This window comes from Arthrobacter sp. ok909 (genome assembly GCF_900104405.1).
Classification (GTDB): Bacteria; Actinomycetota; Actinomycetes; order Actinomycetales; family Micrococcaceae; genus Arthrobacter; species Arthrobacter humicola.
This window is the reverse complement of sequence record NZ_FNJS01000001.1, coordinates 41,570-64,694: the sequence shown is the minus strand read 5'-3', so window position 1 is coordinate 64,694 and position 23,125 is coordinate 41,570. Positions and strand designations below refer to the sequence as shown.

The following is a 23,125-nucleotide window of genomic DNA, read 5'->3' as shown; positions in this document are numbered from 1 at the left end:
GCGGCACGGTCACAACTGCTCGTCGTGATGAATCCGTTCGCCGAGATGCCGCAATGGCTCCCCGCTGCCGTTCCACTGCAGGGCGATGAACTCCGCGGCAATGGACACAGCCGTTTCCTCGGGCGTGCGGGCGCCCAGATCAAGGCCCACCGGGCTGTGGAGCCTGGATAGCTCGTCGTCGCCCAGTCCCGCCTCCCACAGCCGTGCCATCCTGTCCTCATGAGTGCGGCGGGAGCCCATGGCGCCGATAAAGGCCACGGGGCTGCCGCGCAGGGCCACCTCAAGGACGGGGATGTCGAACTTCGGGTCGTGGGTGAGGACGCAGAGCACGGTCCTGGCATCCAGCAGGCCTTGGGCGAACTGGTCGCTCAGATACCGGTGCGGCCACGCATTGACCACCTCGGCGGCGTCGGGGAATCTCGCGGGCGTGGCAAAGACCGGCCGGGCATCACACACCGTCACCCGGTAGCCCAGGAAGGCGCCCAGGCGGGCCAGCGCGGCGGCGAAGTCGATCGCGCCAAAGACGATCATGCGGGGCGGTGGAGCATAGCTGGCGAAGAACACACGCATACCGGTGTCCAGCCGTTCGCCGTCGACGCCGTAGTTTAGGATGCCTGTCCGCCCGGCGGCGAGGAGGCCCTGGGTGTCGTCGCCCACGGCGTGGTTGGTCCGTTCCGAGCCCAGATCACCTTCACACCCTTCCGGCCGGACGATCAGGTGCCGTCCCACCCGCGTGGCATCGGGGTGTTCGATGACCGTGGCGACCCCTACCCGTCGCCCGGCGGCGATGTCCTGCGCGACGTCGTTAAGTTCGGGGAATCGTTGCCGGGAAACAGGTTCGACGAAGATGTCGATGATCCCGCCGCAGGTCAGGCCCACCGCGTAGGCATCGTCGTCGCTGATCCCGTAGCGCACCAGGGCAGGCTCGCCGTCGTCCTTGACCTGGCCGGCCAGTTCGTAGACGGCCCTCTCGACGCAGCCGCCAGAGACGGAGCCCACGGCGTCGCCGCCGGCCGTCACCAGCATCGCCGCCCCCGGGAGCCTGGGTGCTGACTTGAAAGTGCTTACGACGGTGGCCAGGCCTGAGGTGGCGCCGCTCTGCCAGTCAGGCAACATGGCCGCCAGGACATCGCGCATCGGCGCTCCTCAGAGCCTGCCGCACAGGCGGAGCATGCGGAACGCAGACCGCCGGCCGGCCCAGTACGCAATGCACGCCACCACGGCGACGACGCCGAGGACCGTCGCCGGGTTGGACAGCTGATCTGCCGCGATGCCTTTAGCGAGGCTCAGGGCGTCCAGGCTGCCGGCCGGCGCGGCACCGGCGGGGGCGCCTGCCATGGCTGGCGCCGTCGCCGTTGGAGCAGCCGTCGTTGGAGTGGCCGCCGTCGTGCCTGCATCGGGAGCAGAAACCGCAGCCGACGCCGGGACCGGCTCGGGGACGGCCTGCGCGGCGGGCGACGGGGCCGCGGCAGATGACGCCTCCGGGCCTTGTTCCAGGACAGGGGGCGCCCCCTCGGCCAGCATCGCCTGCAGGTTGTTCGCGAAGAGGGCCATCATCTGCTCCGTGACGCTGCCGATCACGCCCTTGCCCATGGCGGCGGCCTTGCCGGACAGCGCCAGGTCCGCGCTGACGGACCCCCGTGTGGCGTCGCCTTCTTCGGTCAGGCTCAGGGTCACGGTCGCCTCGGCGGTGCCCTGTCCGCGGGTCTCCTGAGCCTTGCCGCCGAGCACGGCGCGGTGTTCGGCCGCGTTGCGTTCGATGACGTTCAGCAGGCCCTTGTATTGCATTGAGACCGGGCCGAGCTTCACGCTCATGCCCACCTGGTAGGCGTCGTCGGAGAGCTTGTTCAGGATTCTGGCCCCGGGAAGGCACCCGGCCACCCGTTCAAAGTCCATCAGCGTGTCCCACACCGTGTCGATCGGGGCGACCACCGAGAATGTGCTGTCTATCTGCATGAGTTCCCTCTTCCCTTGAGTGATGCCTGGCCGTCGCCGCGGATTGCGGCCGCCACCTCTGCCAACGCCGTGTAGCTGTGTCCGCTGACGAATTCGTCGCAATACGGCAGGGCCGCCGCCATTCCGCCCACCAGCGGCTGGTATTGCGGCGCGGCCTTGCGTGGATTGACCCAGATGATCCGGTACGCCAGGCGCCGCAGTCGCGCCATCTGGGCTGCGACCTGTTCGGGGTCCTCCTGCGCCCAGCCGTCCGAGAAGATCACCACCACCGCGCCACGGGCCAGGCCGCGGCGGCCGTGCTCGTCGACGAAGTGCCGGATGCTGTCGGCGATCCGGGTTCCGCCGGCCCAGTCCGGGGCGGCCGTGGCGGCCCGGGCCAAGGCCTCGTCCGGATCGCGGAGCGCCAGTTGCCGGGTCAAGCGTGTCAGCCGGGTGGAAAACACGAAGGCCTCGGCGCCGGCACCTGCCACGGCTCCCTGCAGCAGCGAGACGAAGATCCGCGCATACGGTTCCATGGAACCGGAGACATCGCACAGCATCACCAGCTTGCGGCGCTGCGGCCGGCGCCGGGCATACAACAGGCGGGTGGTGTCAGTGCCCGAGCGCCGGGCCGCACGGACCGTGGCGCGGACATCCAGCCGGGCGCTGCTGTGAGCGGACTTCCGGGCGCGGCGGCTCAGGCGCGTCGGGGTGGCGAGCAGCAGCCGGGACGCCAGCCGCCTGATCTCCACGACTTCCTCCTCGGTCAGCTGAGCGAAGGACGCTTTGTGCAGCCGCTCCTCGGGGGAGGCCATAGCCAGCACGGCCTCCCGCTCCGGGGCATTGCCGTCTTCGCTGGCGTCCGGTCCCGCGGAGGCAATTGCCGGCGCCGGGCGCGGGGGAGCAGGCGCGTAGCCGGGCGCACGGTCCTCGGCCGGAGACGGGCGGGTGCGGGTCTCCTCAGGGGCCCCGGCTGGGGCTGCAGCCGGAGCCACGGCGCGGGCGGGATGCTCGGAGGGGTCAAAGCCGCCGCGGAACACCGCGGAAAAGACGGCGTCGAAGACCGGCAGCTGCTCGCGGGCTGACACCAGCACCACCCGGGACGCCCAATACAGCTTTTCTGCGTCGCCGGGAGGGATCAGGCGGAGTGCCTCGGCCAGCCGGACTGCCCGGTCCGGTGAGCACGAGAGCCCGGCCCGGCGCAGGGCTGTGACGAAGGCCGCCGACAGGGCCGCCGCTTCTACCGTGGGGGGCACAGCGCGCATGTCCTGCGGGGTCCCGGCCGTCAAGGCGCTCACCCGCCCGTGCCGGCCACGAGCCAGTCGGACCCCCGGGCACCGACCAGTTCGAGGTCATCACGGTTCTTGACGATCGAGCCGAGGGTCTGTTCCGCCGTCGTGGCGTCGATGCGATCAATGCCGAGCACTGCCAGGGCCGAGACCCAGTCGATCGCCTCGGAAATGCCGGGCGGCTTGGCCAGGTCCAGGGTGCGGAGCCGGGTAATGACGGCGGCAGCCTGGAGGGCCAGGGGGCCGCTGCTGGCCGGCACCCTGCGGCGGACGATCTCCGCGATCCGCTCCGGACCGGGGTAGTCGATCCAGTGGTAGAGGCAGCGCCGGGTCAGGGCGTCGTGAAGGTCCCGCGTCCGGTTGGAGGTGAGGATCACGATCGGCGGATGGGTGGCCCGGATGGTGCCCAGCTCCGGGATGGTGACGGCGGCCTCGGCGAGCAGTTCGAACGTGAAGGCTTCGAACTCGGCGTCGGCGCGGTCGATTTCGTCCAGTAACAGCACAGCGGGGCGCGGACCGGGGTGCTCGATCGCCTGCAGGAGCGGGCGCCGCAGCAGGTACTCCGGGGCGAAGAGGTCTGTTTCGGTGACGGAGGCGTCCCGGACCTCGGCCAGGCGGATGCCCAGCAGTTGGCGCTGGTGGTTCCATTCATAGAGGGCCTCACCGGCGTCGATTCCCTCGTAGCACTGCAGCCGGTACAGCGGGGTGTCGAGGAGCTCGGCGAGCGCTTTTGCCGCCTCCGTCTTCCCGACCCCGGCCTCCCCTTCGAGGAGGATGGGCTGTGGCAGGCGGACCGCCAGGAACAGGGCGGTCGCCAGCCCGACGTCGGCCAGGTAGTTGTTGCGGTCCAGGGCTGCCATCAGGGATGGGACGTCCGGGACCCGGCGCTGCACGTCTTCCTCCGCGCCGGCCCGCGCCGCCGCCGTCATACAGTCTCCCGCAGCCGGCCAAGGAGGCGCCCGTAGTCTTCCTCGGTGTCCACGTCCGAAGGGGCGGGGCCGGGCGTGCGGACCTCGACGACGTCGGCCGCCCGCTGTTCGAGGAGCTTCCAGACCGCTTTGTCCCCGTGGAGGGCGGCCAGGTCCGGAAGCAGGCGACGGGCAAATGCCATCGGGTGGCCCACGCCGTCGTCGTAGCGGCAGACCGCGATCCCGGCAGGAGCGGCAGGGATGGCAGCGGCGGCGGGGCCGGCAGGGCCGGAACCCGCCTGCCGGAGGGCGCCGAGTACGGCCCGGACACTGGCGGCCCGGACGCCGGGCTGGTCACCGAGCAGCAGGACCACGGCATCGATCTCCGGGTGCACGGCGGCGAGGGCGGTGGCGACCGAGGACGCGCACCCTTCGCCGAAGTCCGGGTTGAGCACCACCTCGCAGCCGCTCGTGTCCACGGTGCGCTGCACATCTTCCGCCGCGCCGCCCAGGGCCAGGACCGTCTGGCTGAAGGCGCAGGCCCGGGCGGTCGCCAGGACGGCATCGAGCAGGACGCCCGTGCCGTAGGGAAGGAGCTGCTTGGGCCTGCCGAGGCGCCGCGAGGCTCCCGCGGCCAGGATGATGCCGGCGGTCCTGGGCTCGAGGCTTGCCGCGGCCCGCGGCTCAGGTTGCGGGGGCAAGTCAGGTTGCGAGGGCATAGCGCTCCGGATCTTTGCGGAAGGCCGCCCGGCAGCCGGGGGAGCAGAAGTACACGGTGACCCCGTTGTAGTCCAGGTGCAGGGACGATTCGACGGCCTGGACGGTCATACCGCAGACCGGATCAACGGCGCTCGCAGGCGCCGACCCGGTGGGCGCCGGTTCCGTGGGCATCGCCGGGACCCCGGTCTGCCTCGCGGCGTCAGCCATGGACACCGCGGCGTGCCGGGCCTTGGACCGCTCCCCGAGCAGCTGGGCAAGAATGGACAGCCCGATCTCCCCGGGCGTCCGGGCGCCGAGCTGCAGCCCGGCGGGTGTGAACACCCGGGCACGTTGGGCGTCGTCGACGTCGAGGGATTCCAGCACCGCGGCCCCACGGGTCCCGCTGGCCACCAGGGCTACATAGGGGACGCCGGCGCGCAGGGCGGCCTCCAGGGCCCCTTCCTCCGCCTTTCCGTGCGAGGCGACAATCAATGCCGCGTCATCCCCGCGGGGGTCTGCGGAATCGCCGTCCGTGAGTTCGACGTCGAGGCCGACGCCGGAGCCGAGCGTCGCGAGGGCCTGCGCCACCGGCCCCGTGCCCACCACCAGGACCCGGGGCGCCGGAATGCGCGGCTGGAGGAAGATCTCGATCGCGCCGCCGCTGAGGCACGGATTGGAGACCTCGACGGCGCCCTCCTCCGCCGTGCGCGACGGCTCACCGGGCAGCACCCGCAGCAGGAGCGGTTCCTGGGAGGCCAGAACCTGCAGGCTGTACTCGCGCACCGACGCCTCGACGCAGTTCCCGCCCACGAAGCCCTGGATTTCGCCCGTGGGCAGCACGAGGGCCGTGTCCCCGGCATGGGCACTCGTGGGGTGCTGGGCGCGGACCACCAGGGCGTGGACGAACGGCTCGCGGCGGCCGGCGAGTTCTTCCGCCCTGGCGGCCAGGGACTCTGCGGTGGCGGGCATCAGATCGGCGGCCTTGCCCGGCCCTGCATGGCAGCCCAGACTCGGGCCGGCGTGCAGGGCATGTCCATGTGCGTGACGCCGTAGGGCGCGAGCGCGTCCACGACGGCGTTGACGATCGCCGGCGGCGAGCCGACGGTGGCAGACTCGCCGATGCCCTTCGCGCCGATCGGGTGATGCGGTGAGGGGGTGACGGTGAAACCGGTCTCCCAGTCCGGCACTTCCATCGCCGTGGGGATCAGGTAGTCCATGAACGACCCGCCCAGGCAGTTGCCGTCGGCGTCGAACTCGATGATCTCCATCAGGGCCATGCCCACGCCGTCGGTCAGTCCGCCGTGGACCTGGCCTTCGATGATCATCGGGTTGATCCGGGTGCCGCAGTCATCAACCGCGATGAAGCGCCGCACCTTAACGTGCCCGGTGCCGGAGTCGACGTCGACGACGCAGATGTAGGCCCCGAATGGGAAGGTCAGGTTGGGCGGGTCGTAGGTGACTTCGGCGTCGAGGTTGCCGTCCACGCCCTCGGGCAGGGCCACGGTGCCGTGGGCGCCCATGGCGATCTCGGCGATCGTCTTGCCAACGCTGGGGTCGCCCTTGACGAACCACCGGCCCTTCTCCCATTCGAGGTCCTCGGGGCGGGTCTCCAGCATGGCCCCGGCGATCAGCTTTGCCTTCTCGCGCACCTTCCGGGCCACAAGGGCGACGGCGGCGCCGCTGACCGGCGTCGAACGGCTGCCGTAGGTGCCGAGGCCGAACGGGGTCTGGTCGGTGTCCCCGTGCACGACGTCGATGTCCTCCGGGGGGATCCCGAGTTCCTCGGCCACGATCTGGGCGAAGGTGGTCTCGTGGCCCTGGCCCTGGCTTTGCACCGAGAGCCTGACCACGGCCTTGCCGGTGGGGTGGACGCGGAGCTCGGCGCCGTCGGCCATGCCGAGTCCCACAATGTCGAAGTGCTTGCGGGGGCCCGCTCCCACGACTTCGGTGAAGAAGGAGACGCCGATGCCCATGAGTTCCCCGCGCTCGCGCTTTGTGGCCTGCTCGCGCCGGAGGTCCTCGTACCCGGCGAGTTGCATCGAGAGCCGCATGGCGGCCTCGTAGTTGCCCGAGTCGTACACCCAGCCGGTCTTGTTGGCGTAGGGGAACTGCTCCGGCTTGATGAAGTTCTTCAGCCGCAGCTCCGCCGGATCCATGTCCAGTTTGCGGGCCAGGATGTCCACCATCCGCTCCACCAGGTACACGGCCTCGGTGACGCGGAACGAGCAGGCGTAGGCGACTCCGCCGGGCGCCTTGTTGGTGTAGACGCCGGTGACGGAGCAGTGGGCGGCCTTGAGGTCGTAACTGCCGGTGAAGATGGAGAAAAAGCCGGCCGGGGTCTTGGTGGGCTGGGCGGTGGCGTTGAACGCGCCGTGGTCTGCCAGCACGTGGGTGCGCAGGCCGAGGATCTTGCCGTCCTTGGTCGCCGCGATCTCGCCCTGCATGATGTAGTCCCGGGCAAACGAGGTCGACATCAGGTTCTCGGAGCGGTCCTCCACCCATTTGACCGGGCGGCCGGAGACGATCGAGCCGACGACGGCGAGGATGTAGCCGGGATAGATCCCGACCTTGTTGCCGAAGCCGCCGCCGATATCGGGGGAGACGATCCGGATCTTGTGCTCGGGGATGCCGGCGACGATCGCGAACAGGGTGCGGTGCGCGTGCGGGGCCTGGGTGGTCTCGTAGAGCGTCAGCTTGCCGCTGACGGCGTCGAAATCGGCGACGGCGCCGCATGTCTCCATCGGTGCGGGGTGAACCCGCGGGTAGACCATCTCCTGGCTCACCACGACGTCGGCGCTGGCGAACACCGCGTCGGTTTCGGCTTTGTCGCCCATCTCCCAGTCGAAGATCCGGTTGTCCGTCCGGCCCTCGATCTCGTCGCGGATCACCGGCGCGTCCGGGTCCAGCGCCCTGCGGGCGTCCACCAGCGGGGGAAGGACGTCGTATTCGACCTCGATCAGTTCGAGCGCATCCCGGGCTGCGTACCGGTCCTCGGCCACGACGAACGCGACCTCCTGCCCCTGGAACCGGACTTTGTCGGTGACCAGGACAGCCTGGACATCCGCGGAGAGCGTCGGCGCCCACGCGAGGTTCAGGCCCAGGAGGTCTTTGCCCGTGATGACGGCCACCACCTTCGGATGCGCCAGGGCATTGGTGGTGTCGATGGACACGAGCCGGGCGTGCGCCACCGGAGCCCGCAGGATGGCGCCGTGCAGCATTCCCGGCAGCACAATGTCGTCCACGTAGTGGCCCTTGCCGCGCACAAAGCGCGGGTCTTCTTTGCGCTGGATGCGCCCGTAGCCGATCGGACGGTCCTGGTCGCCGGCGGCCGGATTTGACGGCCGGTTATGGATGACGGTCATGCCTTCACCTCTGTGGCTGTGTTTGCTGTCTCTGCCGCGACATCCGGGACGGCGGTGTCGGTGCCGTCGAGGACATCGCCGGCGGCCGGTGCGTTCTCCGGGGCTGTGCCGGCCGGATGGGCGGCTGCCCACTGGACCGAGCGCACGATCGTCGCGTAGCCCGTACACCGGCAGATCTGCCCGGAAATGGCCTGCCGGATCTCGGTGTCGTCGGGGTGCGGATTCTTATCAAGGAGTGCCCGGGCCGTCAGCATCATCCCCGGGGTGCAGAAGCCGCACTGCAGCCCGTGCTCCTCCATGAAGCCTTGCTGCACGGGGTCCAGGGTGCCGCCGGCGGCCAGCCCCTCGACGGTGCGGATGTCGTGGCCCGCGGCCATGGCGGCGAGGACGGTGCAGGACTTCACGGGCTGCCCGTCCATCAGGACCACGCAGGTCCCGCAGTTGCTGGTGTCGCAGCCCCAATGTGTACCCGTGAGGCCCAGCACCTCGCGGATGTAGTGGACCAGCAGCACGCGGGGCTCAATCTCGCTCGTGACGTCGCTGCCGTTAACGGTCATGCTGATCTGCATCGGTTTCAGCCTTCCTGCATCTGGGCGGCGCGGGCACAGGCCAGCCGCAGTACCCGCCGGGTGAGCTCATCGGCGAGATGCCGTTTGTAATCGACCGGGCCGCGCTGGTCCGCTACGGGATCGCACGCTGCGGCGGCCAGCCGGCCGGCCTCGGCGAACAAGTCCTCGTCGGGACGCTTGCCGCGGAGCACGGCCGCGGCCTCGTCCACCGTATGGTCAAGGCCCAGCGCAGTGAGTCCGACGGCGGCATCATCGACGGTCCCGTCCGCGGCGAGGACGACGGCCGCGCCGGCGGCACCGACGGCCCAGTCGCCCACCCGGCGCTCGACCTTCTCGTAAGCGCTGCCCGAGCGGGGGCGGATGGGGAACCTGAGTTCGCAGAGCAGTTCATCCTGCCCGACCGCTGTCTGGTACGGCCCGCGGTGGAAGTCCGGCATGGACAGGATGCGCTCGCCGCCCGGCCCGCGGATCACTGCCTCGGCGCCCAGGACGTCACACACGGTGGAGAGGTCCTCGGCAGGGTCGGCCTGGCAAAGCGAACCGCCGATGGTGCCACGGTTGCGCACCACGGGGTCGGCAATCACCAACTCGGCGTCCAGGACAATGGGGAACAGTGCCGCGACCTCGTCCGATTCCAGCAAGGTGGTGTGTCGGGTCATGGCCCCGACCCTCAGGGTGTTGCCGTCACGGAGGATGAAGTCCAGCTCGTAGAGGTCATTGATGTCGATCAGCCATTCGGGCCGGGAGAGGCGAAGCTTCATCATCGGCAAGAGGCTATGGCCGCCGGCCACTACCCGGGATTCGGGACCATAGCGGGCGAGAAGTTCCAGGGCGTTGTCCACGGTGGTGGCGCGCACGTAGTCAAATGGAGCCGGAATCTGCATAGTCCCTACCTCACTCCGAACCGCCGGCGGCGTGGGGCAGTGATTGCCTTGCGCCGGATTGAGGTCAGTCTTGCCCCGGCCTAAGTGGGATGTCAATATCGTCATAAGCGAAAGGTTATGAAGCCGTGGCGATGACATTGGGACAGTTGCGCACGTTCGCCCTCGTGGCCAAGCTGGGCTCTCTGCACGCGGCCGCGGCCCGCCTCGGAGTCAGCGAACCGGCCGTGTCGGCGGCGCTCGCCGCGCTCAGGCAGGACCTTGACGACCCTCTGTTCGTACGCGCCCACGGCGGCATTGCGCTGACGCCCGGCGGCCGCGCGCTCGCTGAATACGCCCAGGACATCGTCGGGCTGGCTGACAAGGCCCGATGGGAAGTTGCGCATGCCCAGACCGAGACCGGACGCCTGAAGATCGTGGCCACGGCGCCGTTCGCGGAGCACGCTGCCGGGCGCCTCCTGGACCTGTTCACCCGGCGGGTCCCGGGAGCCTCCGTCGATGTGGTCGTGGAGCAGGCGGAAGATGTGACATCGCTGATGCTGGAACGCGTCTACGACATCGCCCTGGGAATCAAGCCCCCTGTCCGCAACGGGGCTGCCCACAACAGCGCTGAGTCCAAGGATGCTGCCGACGTCGGGCTCGATTCCGTGCCGTTCTTGCGGTACCAGCGGGTCTTCGTGGTGGCCGCAGGGCATCCCCTCGCATCGCTGCACGGACCCGTACGGCTGAGCGAACTCCTGGGCCGGCCGTGGTTTGCCGGCCCCGCCGGCATCCAAGAGACGAGCGAAGAAGGCCGCTGGCTGGCCGCCCAGGGAGTGGTGCCGGAGATCGTCTGCCTCAGCAGCGAAACGGAGGCCCTTGCCGCCGTGCGGGCGGGTGAGGGAACGATGCTGGCGCTCGGCCATATTGTCCGGGCCGAAATCCGAAGCGGCTCCCTGGTTCGTGTGCCGGTCGCCGGAACGCCGATCTCCGGCCTCTGGTGGGCCAGCACCCTGGACCGGGGCCGGGCCACCACCATGGCACGGACCCTGCAGCGGTTTGCCGGCACTGCCGATGCCACGGCGGCCATGGTGGCTCCCGGCGGCTCGCGCGGGCTGGAACGCCGGGGCCCCAAGTTCCACGTCGCGCTGTGGAGCTGAGGCAGCCGGCGCGGGCGCCGGGCTGTGGTGCCACGCGCTGTGTCGCGTTGCGCAACGCCGGGGCGGGTGCTAACCCTTGAGGGTCAGACGATCCGTTCACCCGCGAGAAGGAGTAGCAATGACGTTGTCCCGAGACGAAGACAGCTCGCTGCGGCATTGGAGCAGCCGGCTCATCCAGGCCCTGCAGATCCTCGACCTTGAAGTCGACCACGAGAAGATCGTTGAGGTCGCGGAAGAATCCCTCAAAGCCGTCGGTCCGCACGCGGATGCCATCAGCGCATTCATGGTGGGCTACGCGGCCGGCACCGCGTCCACCAAGGGCCGGAAGGGCACGCAGGAAGCTGTGCACGCCGCGTCGAACAAAGTCATTGAGCTCTGCGAGCACGGCGAATCCGGCGGTCCGGACGAGGAAGGCTGGGTCAAGCGGGCACAGTAGCAGCGGTCCTGCGCTCGCCCCGGCGCTGGCAGGCGGCAGGCCGCAGGAAGTAGGCAGCTCGCCGGCTGAGGCTGCATCAGGGGACAGGCCGCGTTCCCTCAGGGGGACGCGGCCTGTGCCGTGTTCGGATCCGGCGTGGTGCTGCGTGGGACATGCTCATCGCTCCGGAGGACATGCTCATTGCTGGGGCGCTCGGCTGGGCATGGTGGTGTTATGTCCAGTGGCGCAGGCCGGGGCCGAGCATGTCCGGTGGCGGCGGGGTGGTGCTGCGTGGGACATGCTCATCGCTCCGTGGGACATGCTCATTGCTGGGGCGCACGGGTGGGCATGGTGGTGTTATGTCCAGTGGCGCAGGCCGGGGCTGAGCATGTCCCGCGCCCTGAGCCCCGGCCTGTGGAAGCGTGCGCCTACGGCCGGGCTGCCCCGGCGGAGAGGGGTGGCGCACTGTCCGGCGTCTGGTCCAGGCTTGGTTCGAGCCGGACAATGACCGCCTTCGAGATCGGCGTGTTGCTGCCCTCGGCCGTGTGGTTCAGCGGCACGAGCACGTTGGCCTCGGGGTAGTACGCGGCCGCGCAGCCGCGGGCCGTCGGGTAGGACACAACGCGGAACTTGCGGACCACGCGCTCTTCGCCGTCCTCGTACACGCCGCGGATGTCCACGTACTGTCCGTCCGCCAGGCCGAGCTCGGCGAGGTCGTCCGGGTTCACGAACACGACATGGCGGCCCTTCTTGATGCCCCGGTAGCGGTCGTTGTGCGAGTAGATGGTGGTGTTGAACTGGTCGTGGGAGCGCATGCTCTGCAGGATCAGGGTGCCCGCCGGCCGCTGGACATGCTCGAGGTCGTTGACGGTCAGCACGGCTTTGCCGGTGGGCGTGGGGAACGTGCGCGAGTCGCGGGGGCCGTTGGCGAGAACAAACCCGCCGTCCTGCCGGATCCGCTGGTTGTAGTCCTCGCAGCCGCCCACTACCCGCGAAATGTGATCGCGGATGAGGTCGTAGTTCTTTTCAAAGCCGTCCCAGTCGGCCTTGATCTTGGTGCCGACGAGGAGCTTGCCCAGCCGGCTCAGGATGGCCGGCTCGGACAGCAGCTGATGGGAGACCGGCTCGACGCTTCCCCAAGACGGGTGGACGGCGCAGACGGTGTCCTCCACAGACACGAACTGGGGCCCGGATTCCTGGATGTCAATCTCGGTCCGGCCCATCGTGGGGAGGATCAGCGCCTCGCGGCCGGTCACTGCGTGGGACCGGTTCAACTTGGTCGAGATCTGGACCGTCATCTCCGTGTTTTCCATCGCGGCCTCGGCCGCATTCGTGTCCGAGATCGCCGCCACCAGGTTGCCGCCCAAGGCGACGAAGACCTTGACCTCCCCGGCGCGCATCTGGTTGATGGTCTCGACGGCGTCCGTGCCGTGCTCGCGCGGCGGCTCGAAGTCGAATTCCTTGCCGAGGGCTTCCATGAAGGACTGCGGCATCTGTTCCCAGATCCCCATCGTGCGGTCTCCCTGGACATTGCTGTGTCCACGGATGGGGGACGCACCGGCGCCGGGCTTGCCGATATTGCCGCGGAGCAGCAGGAGGTTAATGATCTCCTTGATGGTGGCAACGCCCTTTTTCTGCTGCGTGATGCCCATGGCCCAGGTGATGATGACTTTCTCGGCCTTGAGGTAGCGGGCGGCCAGCTCATCGATGTCCTCGCTCCGCAGGCCGGTAGCCTCCAGCACAGCGCGCTCATCCAGCCGGCCCAGGTGCTCCTTGAGCTCCTCGAGCCCCTCGCAATGTTCGGCCAGGAAGGCGTGGTCCAGGACAGTCCCGGGTTTCCTGGCCTCGGCGGCGAGCACGCGCTTGGACACGGCTTGCAGCAGCGCCATGTCCCCGCCGATCCGGACCTGCAGGAACTGGTCCGCGATCTGGACGCCGTGGCCGATCACCCCGTTGACCTGCTGCGGGTTCTTGTACCGGCGCAGCCCGGCCTCTGGCAGGGGATTGACGGCCACGATCTCGCCGCCGTTGTGCTTGCAGTTCTCCAGCTCAGTCATCATCCGGGGGTGGTTGGTCCCCGGGTTCTGGCCCATGATGATGATCAGGTCCGCGTTGGCGTAGTCGTCGAAGCTGACGGTCGCCTTGCCGATGCCGATGGTCTGGCCCATGGCCCAGCCCGAGGATTCGTGGCACATATTGGAGCAGTCCGGCAGGTTGTTGGTGCCGTAGCCGCGGACCAGCAGCTGGTAGAGGAAGGCCGCCTCATTCGAGGTGCGGCCGCTCGTGTAGAACGCCGCGCGGTCGGGGGAGTCCAGCCCCTTGAGCTTGTCGGCGACAATCCGGAGCGCTTCGTCCCAGCTGACCGGCTTGTAGTGGTCTTCCCCTGCGGGCTTGTAGACCGGCTCCGTGAGCCGGCCCTGCATGCCGAGCCAGTACTCGGACCGGCTGCGCAGCTCGCTGACCGGGTGCTCCGCCCAGAAACTGGAGGGAATCGTGATTGGGGTCGCCTCCCACGTGACGGCCTTGGCGCCGTTCTCACAGAACTCGAACGCCTTGCGGTGGTGCGGGTCCGGCCACGCGCAGCTCGGACAGTCGAAGCCGTCCTTCTGGTTCATGGCCATAACGGTCTTCCGCGTCCGGTTGAGCCCCATCTGCTCGATGGCCGGCTTCATGGAGTGATACACGCCCGGGACGCCGGCGGCCCAGCTTTTCGGGCCGTTTTCGACAACGAGCTCTGTCTCCGACGGTTCCTCCACCTGAGGAGTCTTGCGAGTCACGTGAACTTCCCTTCTGCAACCGCCGCCCGGATGGGGCGGCGAGCCGATGTGCCTCTATGCACCCTACCGTCAGGCCTATCAGCTTGCCCGGAGGGCCGCAAGCGATCCGCCGTCGACGGCGGTGCCTCAGTTCCGTAGCATGTGCGGTAGGCGCATCCGGCACCGACGGGAACAAAGGAGCAGCCGTGAAACTGATGACAGTGGTGTGGACGGCGGCAGCGACCGCCGCAACGGCGGCGGCCGGCGGGGCCGCGACAGATCCGGCCAGCCCCTGGTACCGGCAGCTGCGCAAACCGGACTGGCAGCCGCCCGCCGTCGCCTTTCCCGTGGTGTGGACCGCACTCTACGCTGACCTCGCCGTGAGTTCCGCCGTCGCCCTGGACAGCCACGACACCACGGACGCCCCCGGCGTTAAGACCAGGCGGCAGGAGATCGCCGCCTACCGGGGCGCCTTGGCCGCCAACCTCGTCCTGAATGCGACGTGGAGCTGGCTCTTCTGGCGTGCCCGCCGGCCGTGGCTCGCGGCGGCGGAGTGCGCCGTCCTCACGGTAAGCAGTGCCGATCTCGTCCGCCGGACCTACCACGTGAACCGCGGCGCCGGAGTGTCCCTGGCCCCCTACGCCCTCTGGTGCGGATTCGCCACCGTCTTGTCGACGGCAATCGCACGGCTCAATCCCGGCGGGGGCAGCCGGGAGCAGTAGTCCGCTGGTTCAGCGGCCGGCCACGAGCGCGCCCCGGATTTCGCGGCGCAGGACCTTGCCGATCAGCGAGCGCGGCAGTTCATCCACCACGACAACCCGGCGCGGCACCTTGTAGGCGGCCAGATTCTCGCGTGCGAAAGCCAGGAGCGCCTCCGGATCGATGCCGGATCCTGCAGCGGGGACGACGGCGGCGACCACGTCTTCGCCGCCGCCGGGGCGGGGCAGGCCCACGACGCACACGTCCAGGACTCCCGGGTATTCGGCGAGGACGTCCTCCACTTCCGTGGGGGAGACATTGAAGCCTCCCGTGATGATCAGCTCCTTGATCCGGTCCCGGACCGTCACGAACCCGTCCTTGTCCACCGAGACAATGTCCCCCGTGCGGAACCAGCCGCCTTCCAGGAGTGATTCCTCGGTCTCCTGCGGACGGTTCCAGTAGCCGGCAAAAACCTGCGGACCCCGGACCAGGAGCTCGCCTTCCTCACCGGGAGCGCGGTCCAGCAGGACGTTCCGCGGGTCCGCCACCCGGATGTCGGTCAGGGGAAACGGGACCCCCACCGTTCCCGGTTTCCGGCTGGGACCGAAGGGGTTGCCCAGCGCGATGGGCGAGGTTTCCGTCAACCCGTAGCCCTCGATCAGGTAGCCGCCGGTTGCCTTCTCCCACGTCTCCACTGTTGCCGCCGGCAGGTTCATCGCCCCCGAGATGGAAAACCGGACGCTGTCCAGCGCAATGCCGCGCTCGGCCGCGGCGGCGGCGATGCGGTCGTAGATCGGCGGCACGGCCGGCAGGAAAGTGGCCGGTGATTTCTTGTAGGCCTTCAGCACAAGGTCAACGTCGAACTTGGGGAACAGCACCAGCTTCGCACCGATGCTCAGGGCAAACGTCATGCATAGCGTGAGCCCATAGGCGTGGAACATCGGCAGCACCGCGTAGATGGTCTCCCGGCCGTCCTTGAGCCCGGGCACCCACGCGCGGCCCTGCGCGGCATTGGCCTGCAGATTGGCATGCGTGAGCATGGCGCCCTTGGGCTGGCCTGTGGTGCCGCTCGTGTACTGGATGACGGCGAGGTCGCCGGCGGCCGGGCGCGGATGCTTCTCCGGCGGCCAGGAGCTCCTTCCACGGCAGCACCGTCCGGTGTGCCGGCGCCGCCGCTTGCCAGGGCGTGCGCTTGCCGGCGGCCAGTGAGGCCCGGGCCGTGCGGGCAGCGGGTACCGGGAGCCGCAGCGCCATCCGCTGGAGCAGCGGCATCGCCGGAATCAGCTCAACGGAGACGATGGTCTGCAGCGCGACGTCGGCGGGCAGCTGCCGTACCTTCTCCACGGCCTTGTCCCAGACCACGGCGACGGTGGCGCCGTGGTCCTCGAACTGATGGCGGAGCTCGCGGTCGGTATACAGGGGATTGTGTTCGACGACGACGGCGCCCAGCCGCAGCGCCGCATGGAACGCGATGATGTGCTGCGGGCAGTTCGGCAGGACCAGCGCCACCCGGTCGCCGGCCCTGACGCCGAGTTTCTTCACGCCCGCGGCCACCCTGCTGATGGCGGCCCCGAGTTCGCGGTAGCTGGTGCGTGCCCCGAAGAACTCCAGCGCCGTTTTCCGTCCGTAACGCCCGACGGAGGAGTCCATGAGGTCGGCCAGGGACCCGGCGGGGAGTTTGAGGTCGACGGGAACACCGGGGCCGTAGTGGCGGGTCCAGGGCGGTCGGGATGCTCGGGCCCCGCGGATCGTCTGCTCATGGTGTGTCCTCGCCACTGGGCTGCGCCGGGTTGCCGGCCGTCGGGCCCGGCAGGACCCGACACGAAATCCTACCGGGCAGTACCGGTCCGGGAGTACCGGACCGGGCGTATCGGACCGCACTGGGCGACAGCCGCGGCGCCCCGGGCCGTGAGGTGACTTTCGGCCCTTGGCACCCGGCAGGCCCGGGCGGAAGCTGGGGCGTACACCGCGAGCGGCAGGTCCGCGCATTTTTGTAGGTCTGTGCAGAGGACAGGTCTGCACAGTGCACAGGTCTGCGCGGTCCACAGATCCACGGGTAGAGGTCCACGGGAGCACCATGAAACACCAGCAGCCGAGCCTGAAGTTCCTTGGTGCCACCGACACCGTCACCGGGTCCCGCTACCTGATCGACGCCGGCGGCCGGCGCGTACTGGTGGACTGCGGGCTCTTCCAGGGCTACAAGCGCAGCCGCGAGCGCAACCGGACGCCCTTCCCGGTGCCGCCGCAGTCCATCGACGCCGTGGTGCTGACCCACGCGCACCTGGACCACACCGGTTACGTCCCGGCCCTGGTCCGGGACGGATTCGGCGGCCCGGTCTACGCCACGGACGGCACCACCGATCTCTGCAAACTCATCCTCCCGGACAGCGGCCACCTGCAGGAGGAAGAGGCCAGGTATGCCTCGCAGCGGGGATCGTCCGCGCACGATCCCGCGATCCCGCTCTACACGGCCGCCGACGCCGTAGCGTCCCTCAACAGCTTCAAAATCCGGGACTTTGACGATCCCCTTGACCTCGGCGGCGGCATGGAGCTCACATTCCTGCCGGCCGGACACATCCTCGGCGCCGCCCAGGTCCGCGTCCGGCTCGGCTCCCAATCCGTGCACTTCACCGGAGACCTGGGCCGCGCCGATGACCCCTTCATGTACCCGCCGCGGCCGCTCGGAGAAACGGGGATCCTGGTGACCGAATCAACCTACGGCAACCGGAAACACTCAACGGAGGATCCGGAGAAGCAACTGGGGGAGATCATCAACCGCGTCGCGAAGCGCGGCGGCGTCATCATGTTCGCCGCGTTCGCCGTCGGCCGGGCCGAAACGCTCATGCTGTACCTGTCCCGGCTCCTGCGCAAGGGCGCGATACCGCGCATCCCGGTGTACCTGAACAGCCCCATGGCCATCGACGCCTCCGAAATGTACCAGCGCCACCCCGAGGAACACCGGCTCAAGCGCGAGGAATACGTGGACATGTACAAGCTGGCCAAGGTCACCCGCACCGTGGACGAGTCCAAGCTCCTGAACCTGCGCGGCGGCCCCATGATCATCATCTCGGCCAGCGGCATGCTGACCGGGGGCCGGATCCTGCACCACGTCGCGGCGTACGGCCCGGACCCGAAAAACGCCGTCATCCTCAGCGGCTACCAGGCCGGCGGCACGCGGGGAGCCACCCTGGCCGCCGGCGAACGGGAGCTGCGCATCTACGGGGAGGACGTCAAGATCCGGGCCGAAGTGATCCAAATGGAAAGCCTGTCCGCGCACGCCGACGCCGACGGCATCATCGCGTGGATGAAAGCGGCAGCGAAGGAGCCCCGCATGACCTACATCACGCACGGCGACCCCGATGCGTCCGATGCCCTGCGCATCAGGATCAAGCGCGAACTTGGCTGGAGGGCCCGGGTACCCGAGCATCTGGAGTCGATCGACATTGAGGATCCGCGATGAATCCGGTTGCCGTCACCCGCACCTCCGTGCTGAAGGAGATCCACGATCTCGCCCGGCCGCTGAAAAGCGATCACGACCTCAATGGCCTCGTGCGGCGGGCCGCCGACTGCCGTTTTGTCGCCATCGGCGAGGCGTCCCACGGCACCCACGAGTTCTACACCTGGCGCGACACCCTCAGCAGGCGTCTCATCGCCGAGGAGGGGTACAACTGGATCGGGGTGGAAGGAGACTGGCCGGACTGCTGGCGCATCAACCGGTGGGTCCGCGGCCAGGACGGCAAGGACCAGGGAGTGCACGCCCTGCTGGCCGGTTTCGAACGTTGGCCCACCTGGATGTGGGCCAACGAGGAAATCGCGGCGTTCCTGGACTGGCTGCGCACCTGGAATTCCGGCCGGCCCCTGGACAAGCGCGTGGGCTTCTACGGCCTGGACGTCTACTCGCTCTGGGATTCGCTGCGCGAAATCATCGGCTGGCTGCAGGAAAACGTCCCGGACGCCGTGCCCGCGGCCATGCGCGCCTGGCAATGCTTCTCGCCGCACCACGAGGACCCGCACCAGTACGCGTGGAGCACGCGGCTGGTTCCGCAGTCCTGCGAGGCCGACGTCGTGGCCCTCCTGACCGAGGTCAGGAACCGGGTCTTCAGCCCCGGTCCCCACGACGAGGACGCCTTCGACGCAGTCCAGAACGCCGAGGTCGCGGCCAACGCCGAGCACTACTACCGCATCATGGTCCGCGGCGACCGGCAGTCCTGGAATGTCCGCGACCACCATATGGCGGACACCATCGACCGTGTCAGCCGGCACCTCGGGCCGGCGTCGAAGGGCCTGATCTGGGAGCACAACACGCATGTCGGGGATGCGCGGGCCACCGACATGGCGCAGGACGGCCTGGTCAACGTCGGGCAGCTGCTGCGGGAACGCCATGCGGGCGAAGGGGTGCTCCTGGTCGGTTTTGCCGGGCACCGGGGTTCCGTGATCGCCGCCGACGCGTGGGGCCGGCCGGAGCGCGTCCTCACGGTGCCGGAAGCACGTCCGGGCAGCCACGAAGACTTCCTGCATCAGGCCCTCGGCGTGCCGTCCGTGCTGGAGTTCGGTGACGACAGGACCGGGCCGTGGCTTTCGACGTGGCTCGGACACCGGGCGATCGGCGTCGTGTACCACCCCGAACGGGAGGCCGGGAACTACGTTCCGACCCGGATGGGGGAGCGCTACGACGCCCTCATCTGGCTCGAACACACCGCGGCACTGCGTCCCGTGCACCATGAGGGGCCGCCCCGCGAACCGGAATTGGAAACGGAGCCCACAGGTTTCTAGTCCGTGTAATCAGGCCCGCTGGCGGGTCCACGTGCAGGTCCGCAGCGCGGCGCGGGGCCTTAAGGCCCTAACCCGGCCCATGACGGGCGCGGGACACTGAAGGTGCCAGCCGGCCGTCGGCACTGCCGCCCGATCATGCACTACAGGCACCACCCAACGCAGATGTTTGGCGGTGCAGCTATCAGGCAGTGCAGGGATCATGCGGTGTACAGGCAATGCGGTGTGTAGCTGCCGGTTCAGATCACGCGATGGAGAAGAGCAGGATTCAGAATGAGCAAAGCAATCGTCGTCGGTATCAACGGGTCTGCGGGCAGCGATGCCGCCTTGACGTGGGCCCTTCAGCGGGCGGCCCGGGACAAGCTTCCGGTCATCGCCCTCCACGCGGTGGATGACCGCTGGTTGTCCCCTGATTTCCAGTACCACGAGCTCATCCGCGAATCGGGGATGGAACTGCTTGAGAAAGCGAAGGCGAGCGCCAGCGAGCAGTCCCCTGGCGTCGAGGTGGACATCCAGCTCCGCCACGGCAGCGGGGGATCGGTGCTGCGGGATATCTCCAAGGAAGCAGCCATGATCGTGGTGGGCGGCCATGAAAAACATCACCTCGACGGCGGCCCGGTGACGGACCGCGCCCTGCAGGTCGTCGCCGCCTCGGACTGTCCGGTGGCCGTCATCCCCGCAAAACCTGGCGCCGGGGCCAAGGGCGTCGTGGTCGGCGTGGACGGTTCCGAGGAGTCGCTGCAAGCCGTGGCAGTCGCTGCCGCGGAAGCTGACCTTGGCGGAGACGAGCTCACCGTGGTCCTCGCGTTCAAGACCCCTGCCCGGTGGGTCGAGAAACAGCTGCCGTCCAGCGGCCTCGCCGAGAGCATGGTCGAAGAGAACCGGATCGTGCTCGCCGAGTCAGTGGCCGGGCTCGGCGATAAATACCCCGACCTTGTGGTCCATCAGCGACTCGAGACGGACACCCAGCCGGCGAAGGCCCTCGTGGACACGGCCGCGGACGCCAGGGTGCTGGTGATCGGAAGCCGCGGCCGCGGCGGGCTCTCCCGCACGGTGCTCGGTTCCACGGCGCACGCTGTCCTGCTGAACGTGCCGTGCCCCACCATCGTCACGCGGGTGCACAAGGTCAAGCACGGGGACTGACGCCCGGCAAGTCCCTGCAACTCGATGAGTACCGGACGGAAAGCCCCCTCTGCGGAGGGGGCTTTCCGCCGCCGCCGACGGATGGGAGGATGTTGCCGTGGACCCCTTCTACAATTTCGTCTCGCACTTTTGGTGGCTCGTCTTTCCCATGAGCGGACTGATGGGCGGGTGGGCCCGGTCCTGGTCCAAAGCCACTGAACGCCGGCATCGGCGCCGGATGGAGCTCTACACCATCAAGAACCAGGCCGCGCAGGCGGAACAGGCCAGCCAGGCCCAGGTTCTGGCCCTCATGAACGCGCACGACGCCGTTAACAGGCGCTGGCTCGATTACGAACTCGACGTCGGGAAGCTGATCGACTACCCGGTCATGACCGATGTCCGGGAGCCGCTCACGGTGGCTTTCCTGCGGGCCAAGCGTGAGGCCGACGGTCTGCGGCCCGCCGCCCCCGGTGACCTGAGGACTGCGGCCCGTTTGGCGGAGTACCGGGCCGCCGTCACCAGTTTCGAGGTCGCCTTCGAGGTCGCGGAACGCGAAGCCAAACGGATCAGGGACAGCAAATTCACCGGTCCGGAACGCCAGCGTCTGGAGACTGCCCGGAAGCTCCTGAGGATCGCCTCGGACGCCGCGGCGACTCCCGCCGAACGGCAGACGGCCTACAGGCGCGCACGCCGCGAACTCGACGGGCTCATCGTGCTGCCGGAGGCCACGCTCGCCGCGCTCGAGGACAAGATTGCTTCAATGCTCGACGCCGGTCCGGCGCCTGAGGCGCGCCGGTCCGCCTGAGCAGCACCGCTGACGGGGCAGTGCTCCCGGTCCACCTCTCTGTGACCAGGATCGCCTCGCTGCCGTGAGGGCCGGCTTCCTGCGGGAAGACCGGAATTTAGGGTCTTCTGGCATGTTTTGCGCTGCCGTCTTTCCCACGTACCATCGATAAGGTTTCAAGCTGCGTTCGTGGCCACTGAGCATTCATCCGGATAGGAATGAGATGATTGTTGGTGGCCATGCGGCACCGGGGAAGTGGAACTGCTGACCGTGGACACTGCAGATTGGGCAACAGGTGGAAATCACCGTAATGGTGGCGCTAGTAATATCGCTGGCGCTGTTCTTCGACTTCACCAACGGATTTCATGACACCGCGAACGCCATGGCTACCCCCATCGCGACCGGTGCCATCAAACCCAAGACAGCAGTCGCCGTGGCGGCGGTGTTGAACCTCGTTGGTGCGTTCCTCTCCACGGAAGTAGCCAAGACCGTTTCCGGCGGCATCATCAAAGAGGGCTCCGACGGGGTCCAGATCACGCCCGACATCATCTTCGCCGGGCTGATGGGCGCCATTCTCTGGAACATGATCACGTGGCTGAAGGGCCTGCCGTCCAGTTCCTCGCACGCCCTCTTCGGCGGCCTGATCGGTGCCGCGATCGCCGGCATCGGCATCCACTCGATCAACTTCGAATCGATCCTGCAGAAGGTCATCCTTCCCGCGGTCTTCGCCCCGATCATCGCAGGCGGTGTGGCCTATCTGTGCACGCGGCTGGCCTACGCGCTGACGTCACGCCATGACCCGGAAACCGGGGACAAGCTGACCCAGAAGCGCGGCGGATTCCGGACCGGCCAGATCTTTACGTCCAGCCTCGTGGCACTGGCCCACGGCACCAATGACGCCCAGAAGACCATGGGCATCATCACCCTCGTCCTGATCTCTGCGGGCGCGCAGCCTGCCGGCTCCGGACCGCAGTGGTGGGTTATCACTGCCTGCGCCCTCGCCATCGCGATCGGCACCTACGCCGGCGGGTGGCGGATCATCCGCACCATGGGCTCGGGCCTCACCGAAGTGAAGCCGGCCCAGGGTTTCTCCGCGGAGACCAGCACCGCATCAGCCATCCTGGCCTCGTCGCACCTGGGCTTTGCCTTGTCCACCACCCAGGTGGCCTCCGGCTCGGTCATCGGCTCGGGGATGGGACGCCGCGGCACCACCGTCCGGTGGGGAACCGCCGGCCGGATTGCCCTCGGCTGGCTCTTCACGCTCCCGGCGGCCGGTATCGTGGGCGCCCTCACGGCTATGCTCGTGCAGACCGGTGTCGTCGGAGTCATCATCGCGGCCGCCGCCGGCACCGCCGCCGTGGCGTATATGTTCGTGCATTCGCGGAAGTCCCATGTGGGCCACCACAACGCCGTCGAGATCGAAGAAATGGGCCAGGCCGTGCAGTTCCGCAAGAAGAAATCTGCCGCCAAGGCGATCAAGAACGGGGATGCCCAGCGATGAAGTGGTTGGAACTGTTCAGCGTGGCAGGTGCCACACTTGTGGCCGCGGTCACAGTCGTGGTCCTCTATTCCCTCGGCGTCCGGCTCACGGCCATCGCGGGGGACGTCCGGAACGCGCCGGCGTCGTGGACCCGCCCGCTCGCTTACACGTGCTTCGTCCTGTGCGGCGCCGCCATCCTCTTTGGGCTGTATCTAATCATTCCCTACTTCCACAAGTAGGACTTCCACAAGTAGGCCGCCGTCCTCACGGGGGCCGCTGCAGCACCCTCTCCGGGCGGCGCGACCCGGGGATGGGAA

The 23,125-nt window shown here is 68.6% G+C and carries 19 protein-coding genes and 1 pseudogene; 9 read left to right on the top strand and 11 right to left on the bottom strand.

The annotated features are described in order from the left end of the window. Nucleotides 1-9 precede the first annotated feature (9 nt). The 9 genes from BLR03_RS00270 to BLR03_RS00230 are packed head-to-tail and all read right to left on the bottom strand — an operon-like array spanning nucleotide 10 to nucleotide 9,646. Nucleotides 10-1,137, bottom strand: coding sequence for an XdhC family protein (locus BLR03_RS00270; protein ID WP_091247996.1), 1,128 nt, complete (start codon nucleotides 1,135-1,137; stop codon nucleotides 10-12). A 9-nt stretch (nucleotides 1,138-1,146) separates the two neighbouring features. Beyond that, nucleotides 1,147-1,956 (bottom strand): SRPBCC family protein, encoded by an 810-nt coding sequence (locus tag BLR03_RS00265; RefSeq protein WP_091247993.1) that lies wholly within the window; start codon nucleotides 1,954-1,956, stop codon nucleotides 1,147-1,149. Next, nucleotides 1,947-3,200 (bottom strand): vWA domain-containing protein, encoded by a 1,254-nt coding sequence (locus tag BLR03_RS00260; RefSeq protein ID WP_091248773.1) that lies wholly within the window; start codon nucleotides 3,198-3,200, stop codon nucleotides 1,947-1,949. The genes BLR03_RS00265 and BLR03_RS00260 overlap by 10 nt, the downstream gene beginning before the upstream one ends. 29 nt (nucleotides 3,201-3,229) lie before the next feature. Then, entirely contained in the window at nucleotides 3,230-4,153 is a 924-nt protein-coding gene (locus tag BLR03_RS00255) for an AAA family ATPase (protein ID WP_175460348.1), read from the bottom strand. Next, nucleotides 4,150-4,833, bottom strand: a complete 684-nt coding sequence (locus BLR03_RS00250) for a nucleotidyltransferase family protein (RefSeq protein ID WP_254788075.1) — start codon at nucleotides 4,831-4,833, stop codon at nucleotides 4,150-4,152. The genes BLR03_RS00255 and BLR03_RS00250 overlap by 4 nt, the downstream gene beginning before the upstream one ends. Before the next feature lies 1 nt (nucleotide 4,834). Next, entirely contained in the window at nucleotides 4,835-5,800 is a 966-nt protein-coding gene (locus BLR03_RS00245; protein ID WP_091247987.1) for an XdhC family protein, read from the bottom strand. Then, on the bottom strand, nucleotides 5,800-8,193 hold the full coding sequence (locus BLR03_RS00240) for an aerobic carbon-monoxide dehydrogenase large subunit (protein ID WP_091247984.1): 2,394 nt from the start codon (nucleotides 8,191-8,193) through the stop codon (nucleotides 5,800-5,802). The genes BLR03_RS00245 and BLR03_RS00240 overlap by 1 nt, the downstream gene beginning before the upstream one ends. Then, complete coding sequence (locus BLR03_RS00235; RefSeq protein ID WP_091247982.1) at nucleotides 8,190-8,762, bottom strand: (2Fe-2S)-binding protein; 573 nt, start codon at nucleotides 8,760-8,762, stop codon at nucleotides 8,190-8,192. The genes BLR03_RS00240 and BLR03_RS00235 overlap by 4 nt, the downstream gene beginning before the upstream one ends. Before the next feature lie 5 nt (nucleotides 8,763-8,767). Further along, complete coding sequence (locus BLR03_RS00230) at nucleotides 8,768-9,646, bottom strand: FAD binding domain-containing protein (RefSeq protein ID WP_091247979.1); 879 nt, start codon at nucleotides 9,644-9,646, stop codon at nucleotides 8,768-8,770. 131 nt (nucleotides 9,647-9,777) lie between these two features. On the opposite strand from BLR03_RS00230, the gene BLR03_RS00225 reads away from it, so the two are divergent. Both BLR03_RS00225 and BLR03_RS00220 read left to right on the top strand, forming a co-directional pair. Further along, the gene (locus BLR03_RS00225) at nucleotides 9,778-10,782 is read left to right on the top strand and encodes a LysR family transcriptional regulator (protein ID WP_091247976.1); all 1,005 of its coding nucleotides are present in this window, start codon (nucleotides 9,778-9,780) and stop codon (nucleotides 10,780-10,782) included. A 118-nt stretch (nucleotides 10,783-10,900) separates the two neighbouring features. Next, the gene (locus tag BLR03_RS00220; RefSeq protein ID WP_091247975.1) at nucleotides 10,901-11,218 is read left to right on the top strand and encodes a DUF6457 domain-containing protein; all 318 of its coding nucleotides are present in this window, start codon (nucleotides 10,901-10,903) and stop codon (nucleotides 11,216-11,218) included. A 407-nt stretch (nucleotides 11,219-11,625) separates the two neighbouring features. Here BLR03_RS00220 and BLR03_RS00215 read toward each other — a convergent pair whose 3' ends face one another. Then, entirely contained in the window at nucleotides 11,626-13,974 is a 2,349-nt protein-coding gene (locus BLR03_RS00215; RefSeq protein WP_091247973.1) for an FdhF/YdeP family oxidoreductase, read from the bottom strand. 194 nt (nucleotides 13,975-14,168) lie between these two features. On the opposite strand from BLR03_RS00215, the gene BLR03_RS00210 reads away from it, so the two are divergent. After that, on the top strand, nucleotides 14,169-14,675 hold the full coding sequence (locus BLR03_RS00210; protein ID WP_254788114.1) for a TspO/MBR family protein: 507 nt from the start codon (nucleotides 14,169-14,171) through the stop codon (nucleotides 14,673-14,675). Between the two features lie 9 nt (nucleotides 14,676-14,684). Here BLR03_RS00210 and BLR03_RS00205 read toward each other — a convergent pair. After that, nucleotides 14,685-16,401, bottom strand: a pseudogene (locus BLR03_RS00205) (long-chain-fatty-acid--CoA ligase). Between the two features lie 328 nt (nucleotides 16,402-16,729). Between BLR03_RS00205 and BLR03_RS00200 the strand changes: the two are divergent. From BLR03_RS00200 to BLR03_RS00175, 6 genes are all read left to right on the top strand, one after another. After that, nucleotides 16,730-18,112, top strand: a complete 1,383-nt coding sequence (locus tag BLR03_RS00200; protein ID WP_091247970.1) for an MBL fold metallo-hydrolase RNA specificity domain-containing protein — start codon at nucleotides 16,730-16,732, stop codon at nucleotides 18,110-18,112. Beyond that, the gene (locus BLR03_RS00195) at nucleotides 18,109-19,425 is read left to right on the top strand and encodes an erythromycin esterase family protein (protein ID WP_091247967.1); all 1,317 of its coding nucleotides are present in this window, start codon (nucleotides 18,109-18,111) and stop codon (nucleotides 19,423-19,425) included. The genes BLR03_RS00200 and BLR03_RS00195 overlap by 4 nt, the downstream gene beginning before the upstream one ends. A 270-nt stretch (nucleotides 19,426-19,695) precedes the next feature. Then, entirely contained in the window at nucleotides 19,696-20,565 is an 870-nt protein-coding gene (locus tag BLR03_RS00190; protein WP_091247965.1) for a universal stress protein, read from the top strand. Nucleotides 20,566-20,662: 97 nt separating this feature from the next. Continuing rightward, nucleotides 20,663-21,349, top strand: coding sequence for a hypothetical protein (locus BLR03_RS00185; protein ID WP_091247962.1), 687 nt, complete (start codon nucleotides 20,663-20,665; stop codon nucleotides 21,347-21,349). A 274-nt stretch (nucleotides 21,350-21,623) separates the two neighbouring features. Then, nucleotides 21,624-22,829 (top strand): inorganic phosphate transporter, encoded by a 1,206-nt coding sequence (locus BLR03_RS00180; protein WP_091247960.1) that lies wholly within the window; start codon nucleotides 21,624-21,626, stop codon nucleotides 22,827-22,829. Then, nucleotides 22,826-23,047 (top strand): hypothetical protein, encoded by a 222-nt coding sequence (locus BLR03_RS00175; RefSeq protein WP_091247957.1) that lies wholly within the window; start codon nucleotides 22,826-22,828, stop codon nucleotides 23,045-23,047. Before BLR03_RS00180 ends, BLR03_RS00175 begins: the two co-directional genes overlap by 4 nt. Nucleotides 23,048-23,125 lie beyond the last annotated feature (78 nt).

What these genes read in the sequence shown, in the direction of transcription:
- BLR03_RS00260 (WP_091248773.1), bottom strand. Translation starts at nt 3,200, where the DNA reads ATGCGCGCTGTGCCCCCCACGGTAGAAGCGGCGGCCCTGTCGGCGGCC.
- BLR03_RS00245 (WP_091247987.1), bottom strand. Translation starts at nt 5,800, where the DNA reads ATGCCCGCCACCGCAGAGTCCCTGGCCGCCAGGGCGGAAGAACTCGCC.
- BLR03_RS00270 (WP_091247996.1), bottom strand. Translation starts at nt 1,137, where the DNA reads ATGCGCGATGTCCTGGCGGCCATGTTGCCTGACTGGCAGAGCGGCGCC.
- BLR03_RS00235 (WP_091247982.1), bottom strand. Translation starts at nt 8,762, where the DNA reads ATGCAGATCAGCATGACCGTTAACGGCAGCGACGTCACGAGCGAGATT.
- BLR03_RS00230 (WP_091247979.1), bottom strand. Translation starts at nt 9,646, where the DNA reads ATGCAGATTCCGGCTCCATTTGACTACGTGCGCGCCACCACCGTGGAC.
- BLR03_RS00195 (WP_091247967.1), top strand. Translation starts at nt 18,109, where the DNA reads ATGAATCCGGTTGCCGTCACCCGCACCTCCGTGCTGAAGGAGATCCAC.
- BLR03_RS00200 (WP_091247970.1), top strand. Translation starts at nt 16,730, where the DNA reads ATGAAACACCAGCAGCCGAGCCTGAAGTTCCTTGGTGCCACCGACACC.
- BLR03_RS00175 (WP_091247957.1), top strand. Translation starts at nt 22,826, where the DNA reads ATGAAGTGGTTGGAACTGTTCAGCGTGGCAGGTGCCACACTTGTGGCC.
- BLR03_RS00210 (WP_254788114.1), top strand. Translation starts at nt 14,169, where the DNA reads ATGACAGTGGTGTGGACGGCGGCAGCGACCGCCGCAACGGCGGCGGCC.
- BLR03_RS00220 (WP_091247975.1), top strand. Translation starts at nt 10,901, where the DNA reads ATGACGTTGTCCCGAGACGAAGACAGCTCGCTGCGGCATTGGAGCAGC.
- BLR03_RS00265 (WP_091247993.1), bottom strand. Translation starts at nt 1,956, where the DNA reads ATGCAGATAGACAGCACATTCTCGGTGGTCGCCCCGATCGACACGGTG.
- BLR03_RS00255 (WP_175460348.1), bottom strand. Translation starts at nt 4,153, where the DNA reads ATGACGGCGGCGGCGCGGGCCGGCGCGGAGGAAGACGTGCAGCGCCGG.
- BLR03_RS00225 (WP_091247976.1), top strand. Translation starts at nt 9,778, where the DNA reads ATGACATTGGGACAGTTGCGCACGTTCGCCCTCGTGGCCAAGCTGGGC.
- BLR03_RS00190 (WP_091247965.1), top strand. Translation starts at nt 19,696, where the DNA reads ATGAGCAAAGCAATCGTCGTCGGTATCAACGGGTCTGCGGGCAGCGAT.
- BLR03_RS00240 (WP_091247984.1), bottom strand. Translation starts at nt 8,193, where the DNA reads ATGACCGTCATCCATAACCGGCCGTCAAATCCGGCCGCCGGCGACCAG.